The sequence below is a fragment of the Micromonospora phytophila genome (assembly GCF_023656545.1).
In the GTDB taxonomy this organism is placed as follows: domain Bacteria; phylum Actinomycetota; class Actinomycetes; order Mycobacteriales; family Micromonosporaceae; genus Micromonospora; species Micromonospora phytophila.
The window spans coordinates 1-19,734 of sequence record NZ_JAMOKF010000079.1 but is presented as its reverse complement, the minus strand read 5'-3'; the positions used below and the strand labels follow the sequence as shown (position 1 = coordinate 19,734).

At 73.6% G+C, this 19,734-nt stretch carries 20 protein-coding genes; 11 read left to right on the top strand and 9 right to left on the bottom strand.

Annotation, left to right across the window (positions count from 1 at the left end):
• From NCC78_RS12810 to NCC78_RS12790, 5 genes are all read left to right on the top strand, one after another.
• The coding region (locus NCC78_RS12810; RefSeq protein ID WP_250794685.1) for a DUF5941 domain-containing protein at positions 1-1,556 on the top strand (1,556 nt) is incomplete at its 5' end.
• A gap of 15 nt (positions 1,557-1,571) precedes the next feature.
• Positions 1,572-3,782, top strand: a complete 2,211-nt coding sequence (locus NCC78_RS12805; RefSeq protein ID WP_250794683.1) for a bifunctional glycosyltransferase/CDP-glycerol:glycerophosphate glycerophosphotransferase — start codon at positions 1,572-1,574, stop codon at positions 3,780-3,782.
• 139 nt (positions 3,783-3,921) lie between these two features.
• Complete coding sequence (locus NCC78_RS12800) at positions 3,922-5,220, top strand: ABC transporter ATP-binding protein (RefSeq protein WP_250794682.1); 1,299 nt, start codon at positions 3,922-3,924, stop codon at positions 5,218-5,220.
• Between the two features lie 128 nt (positions 5,221-5,348).
• On the top strand, positions 5,349-6,251 hold the full coding sequence (locus tag NCC78_RS12795; RefSeq protein WP_250794680.1) for a potassium channel family protein: 903 nt from the start codon (positions 5,349-5,351) through the stop codon (positions 6,249-6,251).
• Positions 6,252-6,464: 213 nt separating this feature from the next.
• A complete protein-coding gene (locus tag NCC78_RS12790; RefSeq protein WP_250794679.1) occupies positions 6,465-6,929 on the top strand; it encodes a DUF4442 domain-containing protein in 465 nt (154 codons plus the stop codon).
• 99 nt (positions 6,930-7,028) lie between these two features.
• Here the strand turns inward: NCC78_RS12790 and NCC78_RS12785 are convergent, their stop codons facing one another.
• Together NCC78_RS12785 and NCC78_RS12780 are read right to left on the bottom strand one after the other, a co-directional pair.
• Entirely contained in the window at positions 7,029-7,373 is a 345-nt protein-coding gene (locus tag NCC78_RS12785) for an ArsR/SmtB family transcription factor (protein ID WP_250794677.1), read from the bottom strand.
• Positions 7,366-7,794 carry an SRPBCC domain-containing protein gene (locus NCC78_RS12780; RefSeq protein ID WP_250794675.1) on the bottom strand — a complete coding sequence of 143 codons (429 nt, stop codon included), beginning with the start codon at positions 7,792-7,794 and terminating at the stop codon, positions 7,366-7,368. The genes NCC78_RS12785 and NCC78_RS12780 overlap by 8 nt, the downstream gene beginning before the upstream one ends.
• Positions 7,795-7,925: 131 nt before the next feature.
• On the opposite strand from NCC78_RS12780, the gene NCC78_RS12775 reads away from it, so the two are divergent.
• The gene (locus NCC78_RS12775; RefSeq protein WP_250794673.1) at positions 7,926-8,678 is read left to right on the top strand and encodes a beta-phosphoglucomutase family hydrolase; all 753 of its coding nucleotides are present in this window, start codon (positions 7,926-7,928) and stop codon (positions 8,676-8,678) included.
• Positions 8,675-11,047: a glycoside hydrolase family 65 protein gene (locus tag NCC78_RS12770; RefSeq protein WP_250794671.1), complete on the top strand. Its 2,373-nt coding sequence runs from the start codon at positions 8,675-8,677 to the stop codon at positions 11,045-11,047. Before NCC78_RS12775 ends, NCC78_RS12770 begins: the two co-directional genes overlap by 4 nt.
• A 51-nt stretch (positions 11,048-11,098) precedes the next feature.
• Here NCC78_RS12770 and NCC78_RS12765 read toward each other — a convergent pair whose 3' ends face one another.
• Complete coding sequence (locus NCC78_RS12765) at positions 11,099-11,278, bottom strand: hypothetical protein (protein WP_250794670.1); 180 nt, start codon at positions 11,276-11,278, stop codon at positions 11,099-11,101.
• 174 nt (positions 11,279-11,452) lie between these two features.
• Here NCC78_RS12765 and NCC78_RS12760 point away from each other — a divergent pair, with 174 nt between their 5' ends.
• A complete protein-coding gene (locus tag NCC78_RS12760; RefSeq protein WP_250794686.1) occupies positions 11,453-12,118 on the top strand; it encodes a dienelactone hydrolase family protein in 666 nt (221 codons plus the stop codon).
• A gap of 137 nt (positions 12,119-12,255) precedes the next feature.
• On the opposite strand, the gene NCC78_RS12755 is transcribed toward NCC78_RS12760, so the two are convergent.
• The gene (locus NCC78_RS12755; RefSeq protein WP_250794668.1) at positions 12,256-13,410 is read right to left on the bottom strand and encodes an AI-2E family transporter; all 1,155 of its coding nucleotides are present in this window, start codon (positions 13,408-13,410) and stop codon (positions 12,256-12,258) included.
• A 288-nt stretch (positions 13,411-13,698) separates the two neighbouring features.
• Between NCC78_RS12755 and NCC78_RS12750 the strand changes: the two genes are divergently transcribed.
• From NCC78_RS12750 to NCC78_RS12740, 3 genes are all read left to right on the top strand, one after another.
• Complete coding sequence (locus NCC78_RS12750) at positions 13,699-13,881, top strand: antitoxin (RefSeq protein ID WP_250794667.1); 183 nt, start codon at positions 13,699-13,701, stop codon at positions 13,879-13,881.
• 194 nt (positions 13,882-14,075) lie between these two features.
• Positions 14,076-15,281: a cytochrome P450 gene (locus NCC78_RS12745; RefSeq protein WP_250794665.1), complete on the top strand. Its 1,206-nt coding sequence runs from the start codon at positions 14,076-14,078 to the stop codon at positions 15,279-15,281.
• A gap of 13 nt (positions 15,282-15,294) precedes the next feature.
• Positions 15,295-15,531, top strand: coding sequence for a ferredoxin (locus NCC78_RS12740; protein ID WP_250794663.1), 237 nt, complete (start codon positions 15,295-15,297; stop codon positions 15,529-15,531).
• Between the two features lie 71 nt (positions 15,532-15,602).
• On the opposite strand, the gene NCC78_RS12735 is transcribed toward NCC78_RS12740, so the two are convergent.
• The 5 genes from NCC78_RS12735 to NCC78_RS12715 all read right to left on the bottom strand — a co-directional run bounded on the left by NCC78_RS12735 (position 15,603) and on the right by NCC78_RS12715 (position 19,395).
• Positions 15,603-16,205 (bottom strand): hemerythrin domain-containing protein, encoded by a 603-nt coding sequence (locus NCC78_RS12735; RefSeq protein WP_250794661.1) that lies wholly within the window; start codon positions 16,203-16,205, stop codon positions 15,603-15,605.
• 337 nt (positions 16,206-16,542) lie between these two features.
• Positions 16,543-17,274, bottom strand: a complete 732-nt coding sequence (locus tag NCC78_RS12730; RefSeq protein ID WP_250794660.1) for a C39 family peptidase — start codon at positions 17,272-17,274, stop codon at positions 16,543-16,545.
• 279 nt (positions 17,275-17,553) lie between these two features.
• The gene (locus NCC78_RS12725) at positions 17,554-17,961 is read right to left on the bottom strand and encodes a pyridoxamine 5'-phosphate oxidase family protein (protein WP_250794658.1); all 408 of its coding nucleotides are present in this window, start codon (positions 17,959-17,961) and stop codon (positions 17,554-17,556) included.
• A 201-nt stretch (positions 17,962-18,162) separates the two neighbouring features.
• On the bottom strand, positions 18,163-18,495 hold the full coding sequence (locus NCC78_RS32060) for a YkvA family protein (RefSeq protein WP_284706293.1): 333 nt from the start codon (positions 18,493-18,495) through the stop codon (positions 18,163-18,165).
• A gap of 81 nt (positions 18,496-18,576) precedes the next feature.
• A complete protein-coding gene (locus tag NCC78_RS12715) occupies positions 18,577-19,395 on the bottom strand; it encodes a hypothetical protein (protein ID WP_250794656.1) in 819 nt (272 codons plus the stop codon).
• Positions 19,396-19,734 lie beyond the last annotated feature (339 nt).

The window sequence follows — 19,734 nt, the reverse complement described above, 5'->3', positions numbered from 1 at the left end:
CCGGGGTGACGCCCGCCGGCACCCCGTCGACCGGCGCGCCGGTCGGGCCCGCCGTGGACCGGCTCTTCGCCGGCCTCGCCGCGCTCGGCACGCTGACGTTCGCCCATCGCGTACGCCTGCTCGTCGCGCGCCGGGTGACGGACGCGGCCGGGCTGGCCGCCGCGGAGGCGGCGGTGGCCGCCGTCGACGAGGACCGGGCCGAGCTGCGGCTCTCGGTCAAGGAGCGGGACGACTTCTTCACCACCTACTTCGTCAGCACCTGGTCGCCGTACGTGACCAAGGCGGCGGCCCGGGTCGGTCTCGGCCCGACGGCTGTCACCATGATCTCGATTGCCTTCGCGGCCGCCGCCGCGGTGCTCTTCGGCGCCGGCGGCCGGCCCGCGCTGGTGGCCGGCGCGGTGCTGCTCTATCTCGGCTTCGTGCTGGACTGCGTGGACGGCCAGTTGGCCCGCTACACCCGGCACTTCAGCGCCTGGGGCGGCTGGCTGGACACCATGGCCGACCGCGCGAAGGAATACCTGGTCTACGCGGGCCTCGGCTACGGGGCGACCCAGGCCGGGTTCCGGTACGGCTGGGCGCTGGCGATCGCCGCGATGACCCTGCAGACCGTCCGGCACATGACCGACACCTGGTACGGCGTGCTGCACGACGAGGCGGCCCGCCGGCCGAAGAGCGTCGGCGCCGGTGGCGGCGGCATCGGCGACAAGCTGAACGCCGCCTCCACCCGGGTGCAGGCGGACACCGGCTCGCTGTCGTACTGGCTGAAGCGGACGGTGGTCTTCCCGATCGGGGAACGGTGGGCGTTGATCGCCCTGACCGTGGCGCTGTTCGGCCCGCTGGTCAGCCTCTACGCCGTGCTGACCTGGGGGACGTTGGCGTTCGCGTACACCGGGGCGTTGCGGACGCTGCGCGCGCGGTGGATGCGGGTGCCGGTGCTGGACACCGTCGACGCCACCCTGCACCGCGACGACGGCCCGCTCGCGGCCCGGCTGCCGGTGGCCCGCCGGCCGGGGCCGCTGGCGCTGGCCGTCCTGGCGGCGCTCCCGGCGGCGATCATCCTGCTGCTGGCGCTGCGTGCGGGCGACGACAGCCGGCTGCGGTGGGTGCTGCCCGTCGCGCTGGTGGGGCTGCTCGTCGCCGGGGGCGGGGCCCGCGCCGCGCACAACGGGCCGCTGGACTGGCTGGTGCCGGCCGCGCTGCGGGCCGGGGAGTACCTCTTCGCCATCGCGGTCGGGGTGGTCGGCGACGTGCCGGCGTGGCTGATCTTCGGCTACGTCTTCGTGCTCACCCTGCACCACTACGACCTGACCGCCCGGCTGGAGAAGCGGCAGAAGGCGCCGCCGCTGCACGCCACCACGCTGGGCTGGGAGGGGCGTTCGGCGGTGCTGACCCTGGCGGCGATAGTCGGATTCGCGGGTATCGGGATGGCTACACTCGGTACGTACCTTCTCGTGGTTTTTGTGGGGAGTGTCGCCCTCGCCTGGGTGGTCCTGCCCGCCCGCGCCGCGCGGGCGTCGGTGGGCCTGGTCGGTGCGAGAGGTCGCTCGCCGGGCTGACGGAGGGGCCGGCCGATGACCCTGATCAGTTTCGTCGTGCCGGCCTTCCGGGTGCAGGGCTACCTGCGCGAATGCCTGGACTCGATCCTCGGGCAGCCGGTCGCCGACATCGAGGTGATCGGCGTGGACGACTGCTCCCCGGACGGTAGCGGCGAAATCCTCACCGAGTACGCGGTCCGCGACGAGCGGATGCGCGCCGTGCGGCTCACCGAGAACGTCGGGCTCGGTCCGGCCCGCAACGTCGGGCTGGACCGGGCCGTCGGCGAGTACGTCTGGTTCCTCGACGGCGACGACTGGCTGGCCCCGGACTGCCTGACCGAGGTGGCTGACCGGCTCCGCGCCACCCGGCCGGACGTGCTGCTCGTCGACCACGTCCGGACGTGGTGGAACGAGACGGCCACCCGCAGCGGGCTGCCGGAGGTGTTCCCGGAGCCGCCCGGTGCGCGGACCTTCCGGCTCCGGGACCGGCCGGAGACGATGCGGCTGCTGCACACCGCCTGGAACCGGCTGGTCCGTCGCCGGTTCCTGCTCGATGCGGGGCTGCGCTTCGCGCCCGGCTGGTACGAGGACGTCTCGTTCAGCTACCCGGTGCTGATGGCCGCCGAGCGGGTCGGCGTGCTCGACCGGGTCTGCGTCAACTACCGGCAGCGCCGCGCCGGCGCGATCACCAGGACCCGGGGCGACCGGCACTTCGAGGTGTTCGACCAGTGGCACCGGGTGTTCCGGCTGATGGACGAGTGGGGCCCGGCGGTCGACGACCTGCGCCCGGCGCTCTTCGAGCGGATGATCTGGCACTACCTGACCGTGCTGGGCAACGGGCAGCGCATCGCCCCCGAGCTGCGGCCGGGCTTCTTCGCCCAGATCGCCGCCGACTACGCGCGCTGGCTGCCGCCGGGCGGCTACCGGACCCCGGCGGGCGTCGAGGGGCTCAAGCACCGGCTGGTGGCCGCCGGGCGGTGGCGGACGTTCAGCGCGCTGCGCACCGCGTACCGGGCCCGGGACGTCGCCCGCCGGACGGCCCGTACCACCCGGCGCCGGGTCGCGCCGAGGGCCCGGCGCGCCGCCCGGCTCGGACGGAACGCCGTGCTGCACGAGTACTACCGGGCCGAACTGCGCCGGCCCGTCGACGCGGACCTGGCCGTCTACGCGGCCTACTGGTACCGCGGCTACGCCTGCAACCCGGCCGCCATCTACGAGGCGGCCCGTCGGCTGGCCCCGGAGATCCGGGGGGTATGGATTGTGCGGCGGGACCGGGTGCACACCCTGCCCGAGGGCGTCGAGTACGTGGTGGCCGGCACGCCCGCCTACCACCGGGTGCTGGCCCGGGCCCGTTGGCTGGTGAACAACGTCAACTTCCCGGACTTCGTCCGCAAGCGGCCGGGCTCGGTGCACGTGCAGACCCACCACGGCACGCCGGTCAAGGTGATGGGTCTCGACCAGCAGCGCCATCCGATCGGCGCGGTCGGGATGGACTTCGCCGGGCTGCTGCGCCGGGTGGACCGGTGGGACTACAGCATCAGCGCGAACAGCTTCTCCACCCAGATGTGGGAACGCGCCTACCCGGCGGCGTACACCACCCTGGAGGTCGGCTATCCGCGCAACGACCGGCTGGTCACGGCCACCGCCGAGGAGGTGCTCCGGGTCCGCGCGGAACTCGGCGTCGGCCCCGGCGAGCGGGTGGTGCTGTACGCGCCGACGCACCGGGAGCACCTGCCGGGCTACCGGCCGCCGTTCGACCCGCAGCGGCTGGTCGACGTGCTCGGTCCCGCCGGCCGGCTGCTGATGCGCAGCCACTACTTCCACGACCGGGACCGGCGGCCCCGACGCCCGGTGGACCGGGAGCGGGTCCGCGACGTCAGCGACCACCAGCGGGTCGAGGACCTCTACCTCGCCGCCGACGTGCTGGTCACGGACTACTCGTCGGCGATGTTCGACTACGCCGTGCTGGACCGGCCCGTCGTCATCTACGCCCCGGACTCCGAGGCGTACGCGCTCGCGCGCGGCGTCTACTTCGACGTGACGGCCGAGCCGCCGGGCGCGGTGGCCACCACCTTCGCCGGCCTGCTCGACCTGTTCCGTTCCGGCGAGGTCGACGCCGAGGCCGCGACGAAGGCCCGGCAACGGTTCCGGGCCCGGTTCTGCGCGCTGGACGACGGCCACGCCGCCGAGCGGGTGGTCCGGCGGGTCTTCCTCGGCGAGCAGCCGGAGCCGGGTCCGGCCTGCTGACCCGGCGACCGTTCCGGCCCGATCGGATGTAATAGGACTGTCACGAGTCGAACATCGCACGTTTACCCGATGTGCGAAGCGCATGATCCTGGTCACAGTCATTCGGGGGTTTCCGCCGACGAGCCTGGGGGAGGAGACGGTGACCACCGTCGCGCTCAAGGATGTGACCAAGGTCTTCACCGACGGCACACTCGCCGTCGACAGCATCAACCTCGATGTCAACGACGGCGAGTTCATGGTGCTGCTCGGGCCGTCCGGCTGCGGCAAGTCCACCGTGCTGCGCATGGTCGCCGGGCTGGAGGACCCGTCGTCGGGGGCGGTGATGCTCGACGGGGAGCTGGCCAACGACCTGTCGCCCCGGGAGCGGAAGATCGCCATGGTCTTCCAGGACTTCGCCCTCTACCCGCACATGACCGTGGGGGACAACATCGCCTTCCCGCTGCGGCTGGCCGGGGTGGAGCCGACGCCGCGCGGCGAGCGGGTCAGCGACGTGGCCAGCGCCCTCGGCATCGGGGATGTCCTCGGCCGCAAGCCCAGCCAGCTCTCGGGCGGGCAGCGCCAGCGGGTGGCGATGGGCCGGGCGATCGTCCGCCGCCCGGGTCTGTTCCTGATGGACGAGCCTCTGTCCAACCTCGACAGTGGGCTCCGCGCGGAGCTGCGCGCGGAGATCTCCGGCCTGACCCGCGAGCTGGGCGTCACCACCATCTACGTCACCCACGACCAGGCCGAGGCGCTGACCATGGCCGACCGGGTCGCCATCATGCGCAAGGGCGTCCTGCAGGACGTCGGCACTCCCACCCAGGTGTACGGCCGGCCGGCCACCCTCTACGTGGCCGCCTTCCTGGGCAGCCCGCGGATGAACCTGCTGGAGGCCTCGGTCTACGTCCACCTGGACCGCTACGTCACCCTCACCCTCGGCGAGCAGGCGCTCTACCTGCCCTGGGACGACATCCGCAGCCGGGCGGTCGCGCACTACCACGGCGAGCGGATCGTGGTCGGCATGCGGGCCGAGGCGCTCACCCCGGTCGCCCCGGACACCGCCGGCGACGTGCTCCAGGGCCGGATCCGTTACCTGGAGCACCACGGGCACGAGTCGCTCGCCTTCCTCGACATCGGGGCGACCGCCATCGTGGTGGACGAGATGGGCACCCGGGCCGAGCCGCCCGCCGCCTCCGGCCAGCGCGGCCTGCGTCGCTTCGGGCAGGTCATGCAGCGCTTCGCCGGGCGCGCCGAGGAGGAGGGTGCCGGGCAGGCCAGCAACCGGACGAGCGTGCTCAACGACCCCGGGCGGCACCACCGCCGCCCCGCCGAGCTGGCGGTCCGGCTGGCGCCGTACCCGGCCGTCTCCGCCGGTCACCCGATGGCCATCTCGGTACGCATGGACGCGCTGCACTTCTTCGACGAGCGGGGCGACCGGATCGACGTGGGCTGGCGCTGAGGTCCCGCACGGAAGGGCCGCTGGGCACCGTCCCGGGGCGGTCGGCGGCGTCCCCGAAGTCGCGGAGCGACGGGTGCCCGTGGGAGATAATGGGCCCCGGCCGTGCGACGCACCGGAGGCGGAACCGAATGGACTGGGTGTCGACGGTGGTCGGCATCGGTGTCGTCGTCATCGTCCTGCGGGACGTGTTCCACACGCTGCTGCACCCCGCCGGCCGGGGCACCCTCGCGCGGCTGGTGATGCGCCTGGTCTGGCGGTCCACCGGCCGGGGCGGCCGGACGGGACGGATCTCGGGGCTCGCCGGGCCGCTCGGTATGGCGGCCGTGGCGGTGATCTGGGGCGCCGCCACCACGCTCGCTTGGGCGCTGATCTATCTCCCGCACATGCCGGAGGGGTTTTCCTTCTCGTCGGGCGTGCAGCCGCACGAACGCAACGACCTGCTGGACTCGGTCTACCTGTCGCTGGTGACCGTCGCGACGCTCGGCTTCGGTGACATCGTGCCGACCTCCGGTTGGCTCCGCCTCGTCGCGCCGGTCGAGGCCGTGGTGGGGTTCTCGCTGCTCACCGCCGTGGTCTCGTGGATCCTGGAGGTGTATCCCGCGCTGACCCGCCGCCGCATCCTGGCCCTGCGGCTCGCGTTGCTGCGCCGGGCCCGCAACCACCCCGAGGACGAGCCGCCGGAGCACCTCCCGCCGGACCTGCTGGCCGACCTGGCGGCGGCGGTGGCGGGGGTCAGGGTCGACCTGACCCAGTTCCCCGCCAGCTACTACTTTCGGGAACAGAGCCAGGAGACCGCACTGCCGGCCATGCTCGGGTACGCGCTGGGCCTGGTGGACCGGGCCTCCGAGTCGGCCGACCCGCAGGTGCGGGTGGCGGGTCGGATGCTGAGCTGCGCGCTGGACGACCTCGCCACCGTGCTCGACGACGACTTCCTGCGCGTCGGTGGTGACACCCGGGCGCTGCTGAGGGCGTACGCCCGGGACCAGCGGCACCATGCCGAGACGGCGTGGGCCGGCCAAGCGGGGTCCTGACGGTCCGGCAGGGCGGGCCGGCGGTACGGGCCCCAGCCCACGAACGGGGTGAACAGGTCGACGGGGCTCGGGCCGTCTTCGGCCAAGGTCGACTCGACATCGGAGACATCGGGGTCTCCCCGACCACTTGACACCCCGATGTCACGGACATCGAGTGGATCATGGCGGGCGGGCGCTCTTGCCGGAGAAGTTACCCACGGGTAACGTGCGGACATGACCATCGACTCGCGCCAGGTGGCGGCCGGCATGCTCGACGCGGTGCCCTTCGCCCGTACGCTCGGCTTCGAATTCGTCGAGGTGGCCCCCGAGGCGGAGGGCGGGGTGCGGGCGGTCGTCCGGCTGCCCGACTCGCCGGCCACCCACAACCACGTCGGCGGGCCGCACGCCGGCGCCATGTTCACCCTCGGGGAGACCGCCTCCGGCGCGGTCGTGCTCGCCGCGTTCGGGCATCTGCTCGGCCGGGCCACGCCGCTCGCCGTGCGCGCCGACATCGCGTACCGGAAGCTCGCCATGGGGTCGGTGCGTGCGACGGCCCGGCTGGGGCGCCCAGCGGCCGAGGTGATCGCGGAGCTGGACGCCGGTCAGCGACCGGAGTTCCCGGTACGGGTCGAGATCGCCACCGAGGAGGGCAAGCCGACCTCGGAGATGACCGTGGTCTGGACCCTGCGCCCGAACTGACCCCGGCGCAGGCCGGGCCGTGACGGCCCGACCTCCCGCGCCGCGTCCCGCACGAGGTCGGGCCACCCCGTGGTGGCCCGACCTTCCGCGCGGCGCCGCTCATGAGCCGCTCGCGTCGTCCAGGTGTGAGCGCAGGGCGGCGAGGGGGCCGTCCCAGTCGCGGGCCAGCGCGGCGAGGAACTGCTGCGCCACCCGCATCGGGGCGGACTGGAGGTGGTAGCGGACCCGCCGCCGCTCACCGGGCTCGGCCGCCACGAGGCCCGCCTCGGCCAGCAGCGTGAGGTGCTTGGCGATCCCCTGCCGGGTGATCGGCAGTCTGGTGGCGAGGTCCGTCGCGGTGGCCGGCCCGTTCTCGGCGAGCGCGGCGAGGATGGCGCGCCGGTTCGGGTCGGCCAGGGCCACGAACACGGCCTCCGCGACGATCTCCGACGCGCGGTCAGCCATGGAGGTAGGCGACCAACTCGTCAAGCTCGGCGGCCCAGCCCTTGGTGTTGCCGTCGAAGGCTTTGCCGTAGTCGTCCGGGCCCAACTGCGCGAAGCCGGTCTCCACGACGGTGACGGTGGTGCCGGCGCCGTCCGGTGCGAGCGTGAACTCGACGTACGTGCGGCGCGGGTCGTCCTCGGGCAGGCCGTTGATGCCCCACGTGTAGCCGAAGACCGTCTTCGGTTCCAGGCGCTCGATGCGCAGCCGGGCGGTGTCTCCGCTGTCCCACTTCAGCGTCGCGGTGCCGCCGACGCGCAGGTCGACCTCCGCGCTCTGGCCGAACCACGTGCCGAGTCCCTCGGCGGTGGTGATGGCGTCCCACACCCGCTCCACGGGTCGGTCCGTGCGTACGGTGCGTTCGATCCGGTCCGGAAACCCCATCGGGGCACCCCTCTCAAGTCGCAACCAATCAGTTGCGACCAACGTATAGCAACCTGCTGGTTGCGTCAATGGCTGCTCCCGCTTCTTCGGAAGCGCGTTTGCCGGCGCGGTGGCCTGGATAGATTCGTACCGTGCTGGGCCTGCCTGCTCACGTGACCGCCTGTCTCTTCGACCTGGACGGTGTGCTGACGCAGACCGCCCTCGTGCACAACGCCGCCTGGACCGCCACCTTCGACGAGTTCCTGCGGCAGCGCGCCGCCGCGACCGGTGAGCCGTTCCGGCCGTTCGACCCCGGTCCGGACTACAACCGGTACGTCGACGGCCGGCCCCGCGCCGACGGCGTGCGTACGTTCCTCGCCTCGCGCGGCATCGTGCTGCCCGAGGGGCAGCCGGACGACCCACCCGACGCGGACACCGTCAACGGGGTCGGCAACCGCAAGAACGTGCTCCTGTTGGAGCACCTGCGCACCCGAGGGGTGGACGTCTACCCGGGCTCCGTCACGTACCTGAAGGCCGCCACCGCCGCCGGCCTGCGCCGGGCGGTCGTCACGGCCAGCGCGAACGGCCGAGAGGTGGTCGCCGCCGCCGGGCTGGAACCGTTGCTGGAGGCCCGCGTCGACGGGCTCGTCGCCCGCGCGCAGGGGCTGCGCGGCAAGCCGCACCCGGACACGTTCCTGGCCGGCGCGAAGCTGCTCGGCGCCGAACCCGCCCAGGCGGCCGTCTTCGAGGACGCCCTCGCCGGGGTCGCCGCCGGCCGGGCCGGCGCATTCGGGTACGTGATCGGCGTCGACCGGGTCGGCCAGGCCGACGAGCTGCGCGCGCACGGCGCGGACGTCGTCGTCACCGACCTCGCCGACCTGCTGCACACCGGGGACGCCGCATGATCCGGGAACGGGCGTATCCCGTCGAACCGTGGCACGTCCGGGAGATCCGGCTGGACATGGACGTCCTCGCCCAGTCCGAGTCGGTCTTCGCGCTCTCCAACGGCCACGTCGGGCTGCGCGGCAACCTCGACGAGGGCGAGCCGCACGGCCTGCCCGGCACCTACCTCAACTCCTTCTACGAGCTGCGCCCGCTGCCGTACGCCGAGGCCGGGTTCGGTTTCCCCGAGTCCGGCCAGACCATCGTCAACGTCACCAACGGCAAGCTGATCCGGCTGCTCGTCGACGACGAGCCGCTCGACGTGCGGTACGGCAACCTCCTCTCCCACGAGCGCGTGCTCGACCTGCGCGCCGGCACCCTGCACCGGGAGGTGCACTGGCGCTCCCCGGCCGGGCGCGAGGTCAAGGTCCGCAGCACCCGGCTGGTCTCCTTCACCCAGCGCTCGGTCGCGGCGATCAACTACGAGGTGGAGGCGGTCGGCGGCCCGCTGCGGCTCATCATCCAGTCGGAACTGGTGGCGAACGAGACGCTGCCCGCGCAGAGCCGGGACCCCCGGGTCGCGGCCGTGCTGGAGTCGCCGTTGCAGGCCGAGGAGGAGCTCACCACCGACGACGGCGGGCTGCTGATCCACCGGACCAAGGTCTCCGGGCTGCGGGTGGCCGCCGAGATGGACCACGAGGTGCACGGCCCGACGCGCACCACCATGGAGTCCGAGGGGTACGAGGACTGGGTCCGCACCACGGTGGCCTGCGTGCTCAAGCCGGGCCAGACGCTGCGGATGGTCAAGTACCTCACGTACGGCTGGTCCAGCCGGCGCTCGTTGCCGGCCCTGCGCGACCAGGTCGGCGCCGCGCTCGCCGGCGCGAAGCTGGACGGCTGGGAGGGGCTCTGCCGCGAACAGCGGGAGTACCTCGACGAGTTCTGGGACGCCGCCGACGTGGTGGTGGAGGGCGACCCGGAGGTGCAGCAGGCGGTCCGCTTCGGCCTCTTCCACGTGCTCCAGGCCGGCGCCCGGGCCGAGCGCCGGCCGATCTCCGCCAAGGGCCTCACCGGCCCCGGGTACGACGGGCACGCCTTCTGGGACACCGAGATGTTCGTCCTTCCGGTGCTGACGTACACCCAGCCCAACGCCGTGCGCGACGCGTTGCACTGGCGGCACTCCACGCTCGAACAGGCCCACGAACGCGCCCGGACGTTGAACCTGCAGGGCGCGGCCTTCCCGTGGCGGACCATCGAGGGGCCGGAGTCGTCGGCGTACTGGCCGGCGGGCACGGCGGCCTTCCACATCGCGGCCGACGTCGCCGACGCGCTGCGCCGCTACGTGCAGGTCACCGGCGACATCCAGCTGGAACGCGAGATCGGGCTGGAACTGCTGGTGGAGACCGCCCGGCTGTGGCGGTCGCTCGGCCACCACGACCGGCACGGCCAGTACCACATCGACGGGGTGACCGGCCCGGACGAGTACACCGCGGTGAAGAACGACAACATCTACACCAACCTGATGGCGCAGCGGAACCTGATCGCCGCCGCCGACGCGGTGATGCGCTACCGGGACGAGGCGTCGCATCTCGGGGTGACCGACGAGGAGGCGGCGGCCTGGCGGGACGCGGCGGCGGGCATGCACATCCCGTACGACGAGGAGATCGACGTCCACGAGCAGGTGGAGGGTTTCACCCGGCTCGAGGAGTGGGACTTCGTGCACACCCCGCCGGAGAAGTACCCGCTGCTGCTGCACTACCCGTACTTCGATCTGTACCGCAAGCAGGTGGTCAAGCAGGCGGACCTGGTGCTCGCCATGCACTGGCGGGGGGACGCGTTCACCCCGGAGCAGAAGCTGCGCAACTTCCTCTACTACGAGCGCCGTACGGTGCGGGACTCGTCGCTGTCGGCGTGCACGCAGGCGGTGCTCGCGGCCGAGGTGGGCCACCCGGAGCTCGCGCACAGCTACCTGCGTGAGGCCGCGCTGATGGACCTGCACGACCTCAACGAGAACACCCGCGACGGGGTGCACATGGCCTCGCTCGCCGGGGCGTGGATCGCGCTGGTCGCCGGGTTCGGGGGGCTGCGCGACCACGACGGCACACTGTCGTTCTCGCCCCGGCTCTCCAGCCGGCTCGGCCGCCTGGAGTTCTCGCTCCAGTGGCAGGGAATGCGCCTGCGGGTGGACGTCCAGCCGCACGAGACCACGTACGAGTTGCGCCACGCCGGTCCCGGCGCGGTGCTGGAGCTGCGCCACCACGGCGAGATGATCCGGGTCACCCGGGGCGAGCCGATGACCGTGCCGGTCCCCGCGGTCGAGGTCACCGGCCCCAGACCGGAGCAGGCACCCGGCCGCGCCCCGCTGCTCCGCCTCCCGGAGCGGGAGATGTAGGCCGGTGCGCACCGGCCGCCGGCCCGCGGTGAGGCGGGCCGGCGGCGGCGGTCAGATCGGCTTGCCCTGGGAGGGGCGGCCGCCGGCGTCCCGGGGCGCCATCGCCCGGGGGTCGTCGGCGGTGCGCGCCTCGGCCGCGTCGTCCGCCCAGTCCCGGTTGCGTTCGGCGTCCTGTTCCGATCGGTCCCGCTCGGCCGTCTGCTGCCGGGACTCTCGCTGCTGCTGCGCCATGGCCATCCTCGCGATCCGTCGGGGGCGCGGTTGCGCCGGTACGGTCTGCGGTCGCCGGTCGCCTTCCCGACCGCCCCGGTGACAAACCCTCCGGTGGCGGCAAGATCATGGCTTGCCGGGCCGGCGGGCGGGTATGCGGGCGTCGACGTGGAACGCCGGCTGGTGGAGGTCGAGATGGACGTGCAGAGCAGTGAGGTGACGATCCCGGCGGGGGACGCCGAACTCCCGGCCGACCTGTTGCTCCCGGCCGAACCGGCCGGCGTGGTGCTCTTCGCGCACGGCAGCGGCAGCTCCCGGCACAGCCCGCGCAACGTGGCGGTGGCCCACGTGCTCAACCGCCGGGGGCTCGGCACCGTGCTGGTCGACCTGCTGACCCCGGCCGAGGACCGGGTGGACGCCCGCACCGCCGAGCTGCGGTTCGACATCGAACTGCTCGCCGGCCGGCTCGCCGCGATCGTGGACTGGCTGGCGGCGCAGCGGTCCCTCGGCGGGGCGCCGATCGGGCTCTTCGGTGCCAGCACCGGGGCAGCCGCCGCGCTGGTCGCCGCCGCCGCGCGACCGGAGCAGGTGCGGGCGGTGGTCTCGCGGGGCGGCCGGCCCGACCTGGCGGGTCCCGCCCTGGGTCAGGTGCGCGCGCCCACGCTGCTGCTGGTCGGGGGCCTGGACGAGCAGGTGATCGTCCTCAACGAGCAGGCCCGGGCGGCGCTGCCCGACAGCGCCGAGCTGACCGTGGTCCCCGGCGCGACGCACCTCTTCGAGGAGCCCGGCACGCTGGAGCAGGTGGCGGACGCCGCGGCTGACTGGTTCGCCGCCCACCTGCACCACCCGGTTCCCTCCTGAGCGCGGGCCGGCGGCCGGCCTGCCCGCCGGGCGTGTGGGCACGGCGGCATCCTTCCGCGCTACCGGCCAGCGTCGAGCCGCCGCCGCACACGGGAATGCTGGGCCGCAGGCCATGCCGGCGCCCTGGTGCCGGCGGTTCAGGTGGCGGCCGGTGGCGGTTCCGGGGCGGTCATGGGGGCGACCACCGGAGCGGCGTCACTCTGGCGGTGACGCTGCACGGTGTCGATGATCCGCCACACGACCGCGGTGATCGGCACCGCGACGAAGGCGCCGGCGATCCCGGCGATCAGGGTGCCGGCGGTGACCGCCACCAGGATCACCGCCGGGTGCAGGCGCACCTGACGCTTCATGATCAGCGGTTCCAGCAGGTTGCCTTCGATCTGCTGCACTGCGATCACGGCGGCGAGGGTGAGCAGGGCGGTGGTCGGCCCGTTCGCGGCGAGGGCCACGAGCACCGCCACCGCGCCGGCCACCGTCGCCCCGATGATCGGGATGAACCCGCCGAAGAAGGTGATCAGCGCCAGCGGGAAGGCCAGCGGCACCCCGAGCAGCACCAGGGCCAGGCCGATGCCCATCGCGTCGATCGCCGCGATCATCATCGTGCCCCGGCTGTAGGCGCCGAGGGTGCGCCAGCCCGCCCGGCCCGCCTCGGCCGTCAACGGCCGGTTCGGGCCGCCCATCCGGCCCAGCGTCCAGTGCCACATCGACCGGCCGTCCTTGAGCAGGAAGAAGAGCAGCACCAGCGCGAGCAGCGCGGAGCCGACCACCTCGGCGGCGGTCCGGGCGCCGGAGACCGGGTCGAGTGAGCCCTCGCCGGCGCCCTGCCGCGCCTGCTGGATCAGCCGGTCGAGCTGCTCGTCGGTCACCGGCAGCGTGGAGGTCACGAAGTCGCGGGTGCGGTCCAGGCCCTGGGTCAGCTCCGCGCTCAACTCGCTGAACTGGTTGGCGGTCAGGTTCCACACCAGGGTGCCGACCCCGACCAGGATGCCGAGCAGCAACAGCACGGTGAGCAGGGCGGCCAGCGCGGCCGGCAGGCGGAGCCGGCGCAGCGCGAGCTGCACCGGGTCGAGCAGCGCGGTGAGGAAGATGGTCGCGGCCAACGCGATGGCCAGCGGCGCGAGCAGCACCGCGATCTTGCCCAGCAGGTAGAGCCCGGCGACGACCACCACCAGGCAGGCGCTCCACACCACCGCCGAGCGGACCAGCCAGGGCAGCCCGGCCCAGGTCTGTCGGGGTCCCGCGCCCGGGTTCGTCCTCACCTCGGGCGTCGGCCCGGCACCGTCTGCGACCACGTCGGCCCTCCTCGATCTCCGGCGAGTCGGTACCCGGCCGGCGCCCTTCCGACACCCGCGCCCGCCGCCACCCGGGCGCCGGACCCGGATTATGGGGGATGGATCAGGATAATCCGGGCCAGGCGGCGAGGTGGCCGCCGCCGGTGGCCGACTGCATCCTCCTGCTCCGGTAGAACGGTCCCTTGTGTGAAGTCGTCACCTTCCTGGTGGTCTGTCCGGTGAGCGGGCGTTTGCGCTCCCGGCACCTGGGAACCCGGAGATCGAACCCCGAATTCGAGGAGGACGGTCATGAGCGACTTCATGGACAAGGCCAAGGACTTCGCCGACCAGCACGACAAGCAGGTCGACCAGGGGCTGGAAAAGGGCGGCGACATGGCCGACCAGCGCACCGGCGGCAAGTACGACGACCAGATCGACAAGGGCGTCGACCAGGCCCAGGCCCGTACCGGTGAGGGCGACCAGGTCCGCTGACCGACCCGACTCCTCCCGGGCCGCCGCACCCTCGGCGGCCCGGGAGTGTCGTTTCTGCGGCATCGACGCTCGCCGCTAGCGAGGATCGACCACTCTCGCTACGATCCGCAATCGGAACATGACTCGCTGTCGAGTCGCCCCCGAGCGGACCGGTGCCGACCCCCGGCGGTGCCGCGACGAGAGGAAGTCATCCGGTGACCGAGGCGCCCGAGACGATCATTCCCCAGCGCTATCCGTTCAGCGACCCCGTCCGGCTCGACCTGGATCCGCGCTACGCCCGGCTGCGCCGGGAGCAACCCCTCACCCGGGTCCGGATGCCGTTCGGCGAGCCGGCCTGGCTGGCCACCCGGCACGCCGACGTGCGGACCGTGCTCGGCGACCCCCGGTTCAGCCGGGCCGCGTCGGTGGGCCGGGACGAACCCCGCAACACCCCGCGGCGGATGCAGGCCGGCATCCTGGAGATGGACCCGCCGGAGCACACCCGGCTGCGCCGGCTGGTGGCCAAGGCGTTCACCGCCCGCCGGGTGGAGCAGCTGCGCCCCCGCACCCGACAGGTGGCCGACGAGCTGGTCGACGGCATGCTCGCCGCCGGACCGCCGGCCGACCTGGTGGAACACCTCGCCACGCCGCTGCCCATCCGGGTCATCTGCGACCTGCTCGGCGTGCCCGTGACCGACCAGGACCGCTTCCACACCTGGTCCGAGGCGATCGTCTCGACCACCTCGCTCACCGGAGAGCAGGCCCAGCAGTACGTCGACAACCTGCTGGCGTACATGGGGGAGCTGATCGCGCGGCGGCACGAGGAGCCCACCGACGACCTGCTCGGCGCGATGGTCCGGGCCCGGGACGCTGACGACCGCCTCGACGCGGAGGAAGTGGTCCGGCTGGCCGCCGGGCTGCTCGCGGCGGGCCACGAGACCACGGTGAGCCAGATCCCAAACTTCGTCTACGTGCTGCTCACCCGACCTGAGGAGTGGGCCCGGCTGCGCGCCGACCCCCAGCTGGTGCCGAACGCGGTCGAGGAGCTCATGCGCTTCGTCCCGCTCGGGGCGTCCTCGGCGTTCGCCCGCTACGCGCTTGAGGACGTCGAGCTCGGCGGCGTGCTGGTGCGGGCCGGCGAGCCGGTGGTCGTCTCGATCCCGTCGGCCAACCGGGACGAGACCGTCTTCGTCGAGCCGGACCGGCTCGACCTGACCCGACAGAGCAACCCCCACCTCGGCTTCGGGCACGGCGTGCACCACTGCGTCGGCGCGCAGCTCGCCCGGATGGAGCTCCAGGTCGTCCTGGAGACCCTGATCGACCGCACCCCCGGGCTGCGGCTGGCCGTGCCGGAGTCCGCGCTCACGTGGAAGAGCGGTCTGCTCGTCCGGGGCCCGGTGGCACTGCCGGTGGCCTGGTGAGCGGGAGGCCGCGGTGAGCGGGGTGGAGCAGATGTGGCGGGTGCACGTGGATCCCACCCGGTGCATCGGGTCGGGGATCTGTGCCGGCATCGCGCCCGGGCACTTCGTGCTGGTGGGCGGGCTGTCCCGGCCCGTCGCCGAACGGGTGGCGCCCGACGACGCGCTGCTGGACGCCGCCGAGTCGTGCCCGATGGAGGCGGTCGTCGTGTCCGAGGGAGACGGCCTGCGCCGGATAGCGCCGGAGCCCTGAGGTGACCGGTCGTGGCGGGACGCCGGTGGCCACGTCCGGTCGCAGGGCGTGGCCACCGGGCCGTCACGACGTCACCGCTGCTTCTCGCGCAGCTTCTCCATCGAGGTGGGCCGGCCGCTGAGCGCGTCCCGCAACCGGTCGACCAGGCCGGCGCCCGGCGCGAGCAGCTTGTTCGCCGGCGGGCGGTCCGGGGCGGCCGGGTGCGGGCGGGTCGGGGCGCTCTTCTTGGCCGCCTGCACCTTGCCGGCCAGCTCGACCATCTCCTCGCGGGCCACCGCGGCCCGCAGCCGGGGGAAGAGGTCGCTCTCCTCGTCCTGGATGTGGTGCCGGATCGTGCTGGTCAGGTGGGACAGCAGCTGGTCGAAGCGGGGGTCGGACGGGTCGACCGACTCCAGCTCCTTCATCGTCCGCTCGGCGTCGGCGTGCTCGGAGATCTCGTGGTCGGCGACCTGGTCGCCGTCCGGCAGCGCCTTGCGCGCGGTCGGGTAGACGTACGCCTCCTCGGCGATCGAGTGGCGGACCAGCTCGGCGATCACGACGTCGGCCAGCTGCCGGCGGTGCTCGGGGGTGCCCTGCCGGCTCTCCAGCTCGACGAAGAGCATCTCCACCTCGCGGTGGTCGGCGGTCAGGACGTCGACGACATCCTCGCCCGTGGCGGTCTGTGGGTTGGTCATGTTCGCCCCTTACCGGTTGCGGAAACGGTCGGTTGTCGGGCTGTACCCCTCAGCAGCCGGACGAACCCACCACACCGGGCCCGGATGCTGATGGACCTGCGTGCCTGGCGGACGGCGAGTACGAGGCGGCGCTCGCCGAGATCCGCCGGCTGGTCGCCGCAGCCCGTCAGAGTGGCTGGACCTCGACTCCGCCGTCCCCCGGACCGCGCTGCTCGCCGGCCTGATCGACGAGGTCAGCCGGGCGGACCGGGGGTAGTTCCGGCGGTTCGCCGTCCCGCCGGAACGCGCGAGGGCCGGTCCCCCCGAAACGGGAGGACCGGCCCTTGTCGGTGTCCGGTCAGGACGAGTAGCCGCGCTCGGCGATCCAGTTGGCGACCTTCTCCAGGGTCATCCAGTACTCGCCCTCGGGGGCGGCCGGGTCGGCGACCCGGACCAGGTCACCGCCGTCGCGGTAGCCCACCAGCGTCAGGTAGTGGCCGCCCTCGTAGGAGTGCGGGTTGCCGTCGGTGTCGACCGCGGTGCCCTTGATGTTGGCCACCACCGGCCGGCCGTCCTCCAGCGCGTCCAGCAGGTCCGTACGCAGCTGGTCGACCTGGTCCGGCCGGGCCACCGAGTCACGGATCTCGGTCGTCTCGTACCCCGCCCCGGTCAGCTCGTTGAGCACCCGGGTGATGTCCAGGGCCGAGTCGGTGCCGGCCTCGGTGGTGCCCAGCAGCTCGGCGACCCGGTCCTGCGGGAGCGCCTTGCCCTGCGCGGACAGGGCGATCCGGGTCGCGGCCGGGCCGCAGAAGTAGAAGTTGGGCTGCGCCTGGTACTCGACGCCCACCATGCGCTCGGCCCGCTTGTCCCTACGGCCGTCCTTGTCGGCCCGGCCGTCCTTGTTCGCCCGGCCGTTCTTGTCGGCGCGGTCGTTCTTGCCACCCTTGTCGCCCTTGTCGGTGTGCACCGAGGCGACCGGGGTGCTGCTCACCGGGGCGGCCTGGGCGGAGAGCGCCGGGCCCGCGATGCAACTGCCGGCGACCAGCAGGCCGAGGGCGGACAGGCCGGTCTTCTGCACGATCGGGTTCATGGTCGGGCTCCAATCGGGGGTTGTCGCCTCCGGGGGGACCGGAGGCGCAGGCACCGGGAATGGCGCTCGGCTGAACTGTTTCGACGGCCCGGGGGCACGGCGGCCCACGGGCGTACCGGGGGGATGCAACGGCCCTGTTCCGGCTGGCGTTCCACGCCGCCGGCCGGGCCTCCCGGCCACACGATGAGGTGCAACGGCGGCAGGGGCGGGAGGATTCCTTCGCGGGCATGCGGTCGGTCACACACCGTCACCGACGTACGGCCGTAACCGGTCAGACGGTCAGAGACTGCCCAACAGGCGCGCGACGGCGATTTCGATGACCACCCGGTCCGGATTGGGACGCGGTGTCCGGTAGCGCTCGGCGTACCGGCGTTCCGCCTCGGCCACAGTCGGCCGGCCGGAGCGGACCACCGCCCGCCCCTCGATGGTGAGCCAGCGCCGCCCGTCGACGTGACAGACGGCCACCGGGGCGCCCGACGGGCCGGCCTCGGCCACGTGCCGGGCCTTGCTGGAGGTGCCGCTGGTGATCACCCGGGCGAGGCCGGCCGCCGCGTCGAAGGTCACCCCCACCGGTACGACGTGCGGGGTCCCGTCCGCGCGCAGGGTGGTCAGGGTGGCCAGGTGCCGTTCCCGGCAGAACCTGGTGACCCGCTCGTCGTGCGGGTCCAACCGATGGTCGCCGGGCATGTCCGTCCCCTGTCTCGCGCTGCGGTACCGATCATGACACGCGCCTGCGGCGGGCAGGTCCGCGCCGCGACCCTGCTGGCCCGTGCCCGGGCGGCCGCACCACTGCTGGCCCATGCGCCGTGGCCTCACCGCATCGGGCGGTGCACGCTCCTGCGCCGTGGCCTCACCGCATCGGGCCGTGCACGCCCGGGCGCCGTGGCCTCACGGCACCGGGCGGTGCACCCGGTCGGGGTCGGGCGGGTTGTCCGGTTGACCGGGCAGCGGGCGGTGCGCGGCCCGGCGCTGGCGGACCAGTCGGCCGAGGTAGAGCAGCGCGCCGGTCAGCACGGCCATGTCGTCCAGGTAGATCGGGTCGGGGATCAGGTCGACCGGGAGGACGGTGTAGAGCAGCGCGCCGTAGAAGGCGACCTTGCCGTGCACGCCGAGCGTGCCGAGCAGCCGGCGGGTGCGGACCACCCGTACGGCCAGCAGCACCGCGCCGACGAGCGTGGCGACCGCCACGATGCCGACGATGATCCACGCTTCCCGGGACATGCCGACACGGTAGCCCGCCCCGGCCCGCTCCGCCCGGGGCCGGACGCCTCGGGCGCGCCCGTGTCGGCCGCTCGGCGCGGGTCAGTACACGGCGACCGCCGCCCGGCTCCGGGTCACGGCCGGCATCTCCCGGGTCTGCGCCGCCGGGATCTCCCGCGTCTGCTCGCCCGCCCGCAGGCCCTCGGTCAGCGGCAGCAACGACTGCGACTCCTCGGGGCGGCGCTCGGTCGCGGCGAACGCCTCGTCCCGCAGGCTGCGGGCCGACTCGGCGGCGAGCTCGGCGGCCCGCCAGGCGGCCTGCTCCTGCTCCCGGGCGCTCCGCTGCCGAGCCAGCAGGTTGTCCCGTACCGCCCGGCGCAGCACCAGCTCCTGCTCGACCGGGTGCAACCGCGGGTCCCACCCGTTGCGGTGCGCGAAGACGTCGCTGAGCTGCTCCACCGACAGCTCCCGCCGCCAGTACGCGTCCAGCGCCGCCCGGTGCAGGTAGCGCTCCCGCTCGGCGTACTCGGCGGGGGTCCGCCCGGTACGCGGCAGGGGCATCGCCTCGGCGGGGGCCAGCCGGCGGACGTCCGCCTCGGCGGCCTCGTACGCCCGCCAGGCCGCCTCGACCGCCTCCTGCGCGCTCAGCCACTCGGCCCGGAGCCGTCGGGCGGTGGTGGCCGCCCGTTCCGCGGCCACCGCCACCTCCTCCGCGTACCGGGCCCGCTCGCGCTTCTCCTCGGCCCGTTCCAGCTCGCTCGGCATCGCCGCGCGGCGGATCCGGGCACCCGGGTCGAGGCCCGGCCGGCCCGGCCGGAGGAGCAGGCCGGCGACGGTGACGGCGACCACGCCGAGCAGGCTCAGCCAGATCACGGCGGCCCGGGGCACATCGAGCAGGACGGAGGAGAGCACGGTTTGCATCAACAACACCTCGCGGTCGAATGACGGAAGATCGACTTGTGGTGGGCCCGTGGAGGGCGGGAGTTGCCGTCGCCCGGAGGCGACGACGGCACGGGAGCGGATCGGCCCCGGCCCGGGATTCCTCGGCTCGCGGCGACGCCTGTTCCGGCACCGCCCCTGGGTTGCTTCCCGATCGGACCGGGCGGTGCCGGGCCGGGACGTACCCCTCGGGTCGGCCCCGGACGACGTGGCGTGACGCCCAGATCGGCGGTCGGCGGAGCCGGTCCACCTGGGACGTGACGGCGCGTGCGGGACCGGCGGTTCTGCGGCCGAGGGTCAGGCGGTGGGCGGGCCGCGCCG

Coding starts and splice junctions, on each gene's coding strand:
- NCC78_RS12805 (WP_250794683.1), top strand. CDS start 1,572: ATGACCCTGATCAGTTTCGTCGTGCCGGCCTTCCGGGTGCAGGGCTAC.
- NCC78_RS12795 (WP_250794680.1), top strand. CDS start 5,349: ATGGACTGGGTGTCGACGGTGGTCGGCATCGGTGTCGTCGTCATCGTC.
- NCC78_RS12790 (WP_250794679.1), top strand. CDS start 6,465: ATGACCATCGACTCGCGCCAGGTGGCGGCCGGCATGCTCGACGCGGTG.
- NCC78_RS12785 (WP_250794677.1), bottom strand. CDS start 7,373: ATGGCTGACCGCGCGTCGGAGATCGTCGCGGAGGCCGTGTTCGTGGCC.
- NCC78_RS12780 (WP_250794675.1), bottom strand. CDS start 7,794: ATGGGGTTTCCGGACCGGATCGAACGCACCGTACGCACGGACCGACCC.
- NCC78_RS12770 (WP_250794671.1), top strand. CDS start 8,675: ATGATCCGGGAACGGGCGTATCCCGTCGAACCGTGGCACGTCCGGGAG.
- NCC78_RS12765 (WP_250794670.1), bottom strand. CDS start 11,278: ATGGCGCAGCAGCAGCGAGAGTCCCGGCAGCAGACGGCCGAGCGGGAC.
- NCC78_RS12760 (WP_250794686.1), top strand. CDS start 11,453: ATGGACGTGCAGAGCAGTGAGGTGACGATCCCGGCGGGGGACGCCGAA.
- NCC78_RS12750 (WP_250794667.1), top strand. CDS start 13,699: ATGAGCGACTTCATGGACAAGGCCAAGGACTTCGCCGACCAGCACGAC.
- NCC78_RS12735 (WP_250794661.1), bottom strand. CDS start 16,205: ATGACCAACCCACAGACCGCCACGGGCGAGGATGTCGTCGACGTCCTG.
- NCC78_RS12730 (WP_250794660.1), bottom strand. CDS start 17,274: ATGAACCCGATCGTGCAGAAGACCGGCCTGTCCGCCCTCGGCCTGCTG.
- NCC78_RS12725 (WP_250794658.1), bottom strand. CDS start 17,961: ATGCCCGGCGACCATCGGTTGGACCCGCACGACGAGCGGGTCACCAGG.
- NCC78_RS32060 (WP_284706293.1), bottom strand. CDS start 18,495: ATGTCCCGGGAAGCGTGGATCATCGTCGGCATCGTGGCGGTCGCCACG.
- NCC78_RS12715 (WP_250794656.1), bottom strand. CDS start 19,395: ATGCAAACCGTGCTCTCCTCCGTCCTGCTCGATGTGCCCCGGGCCGCC.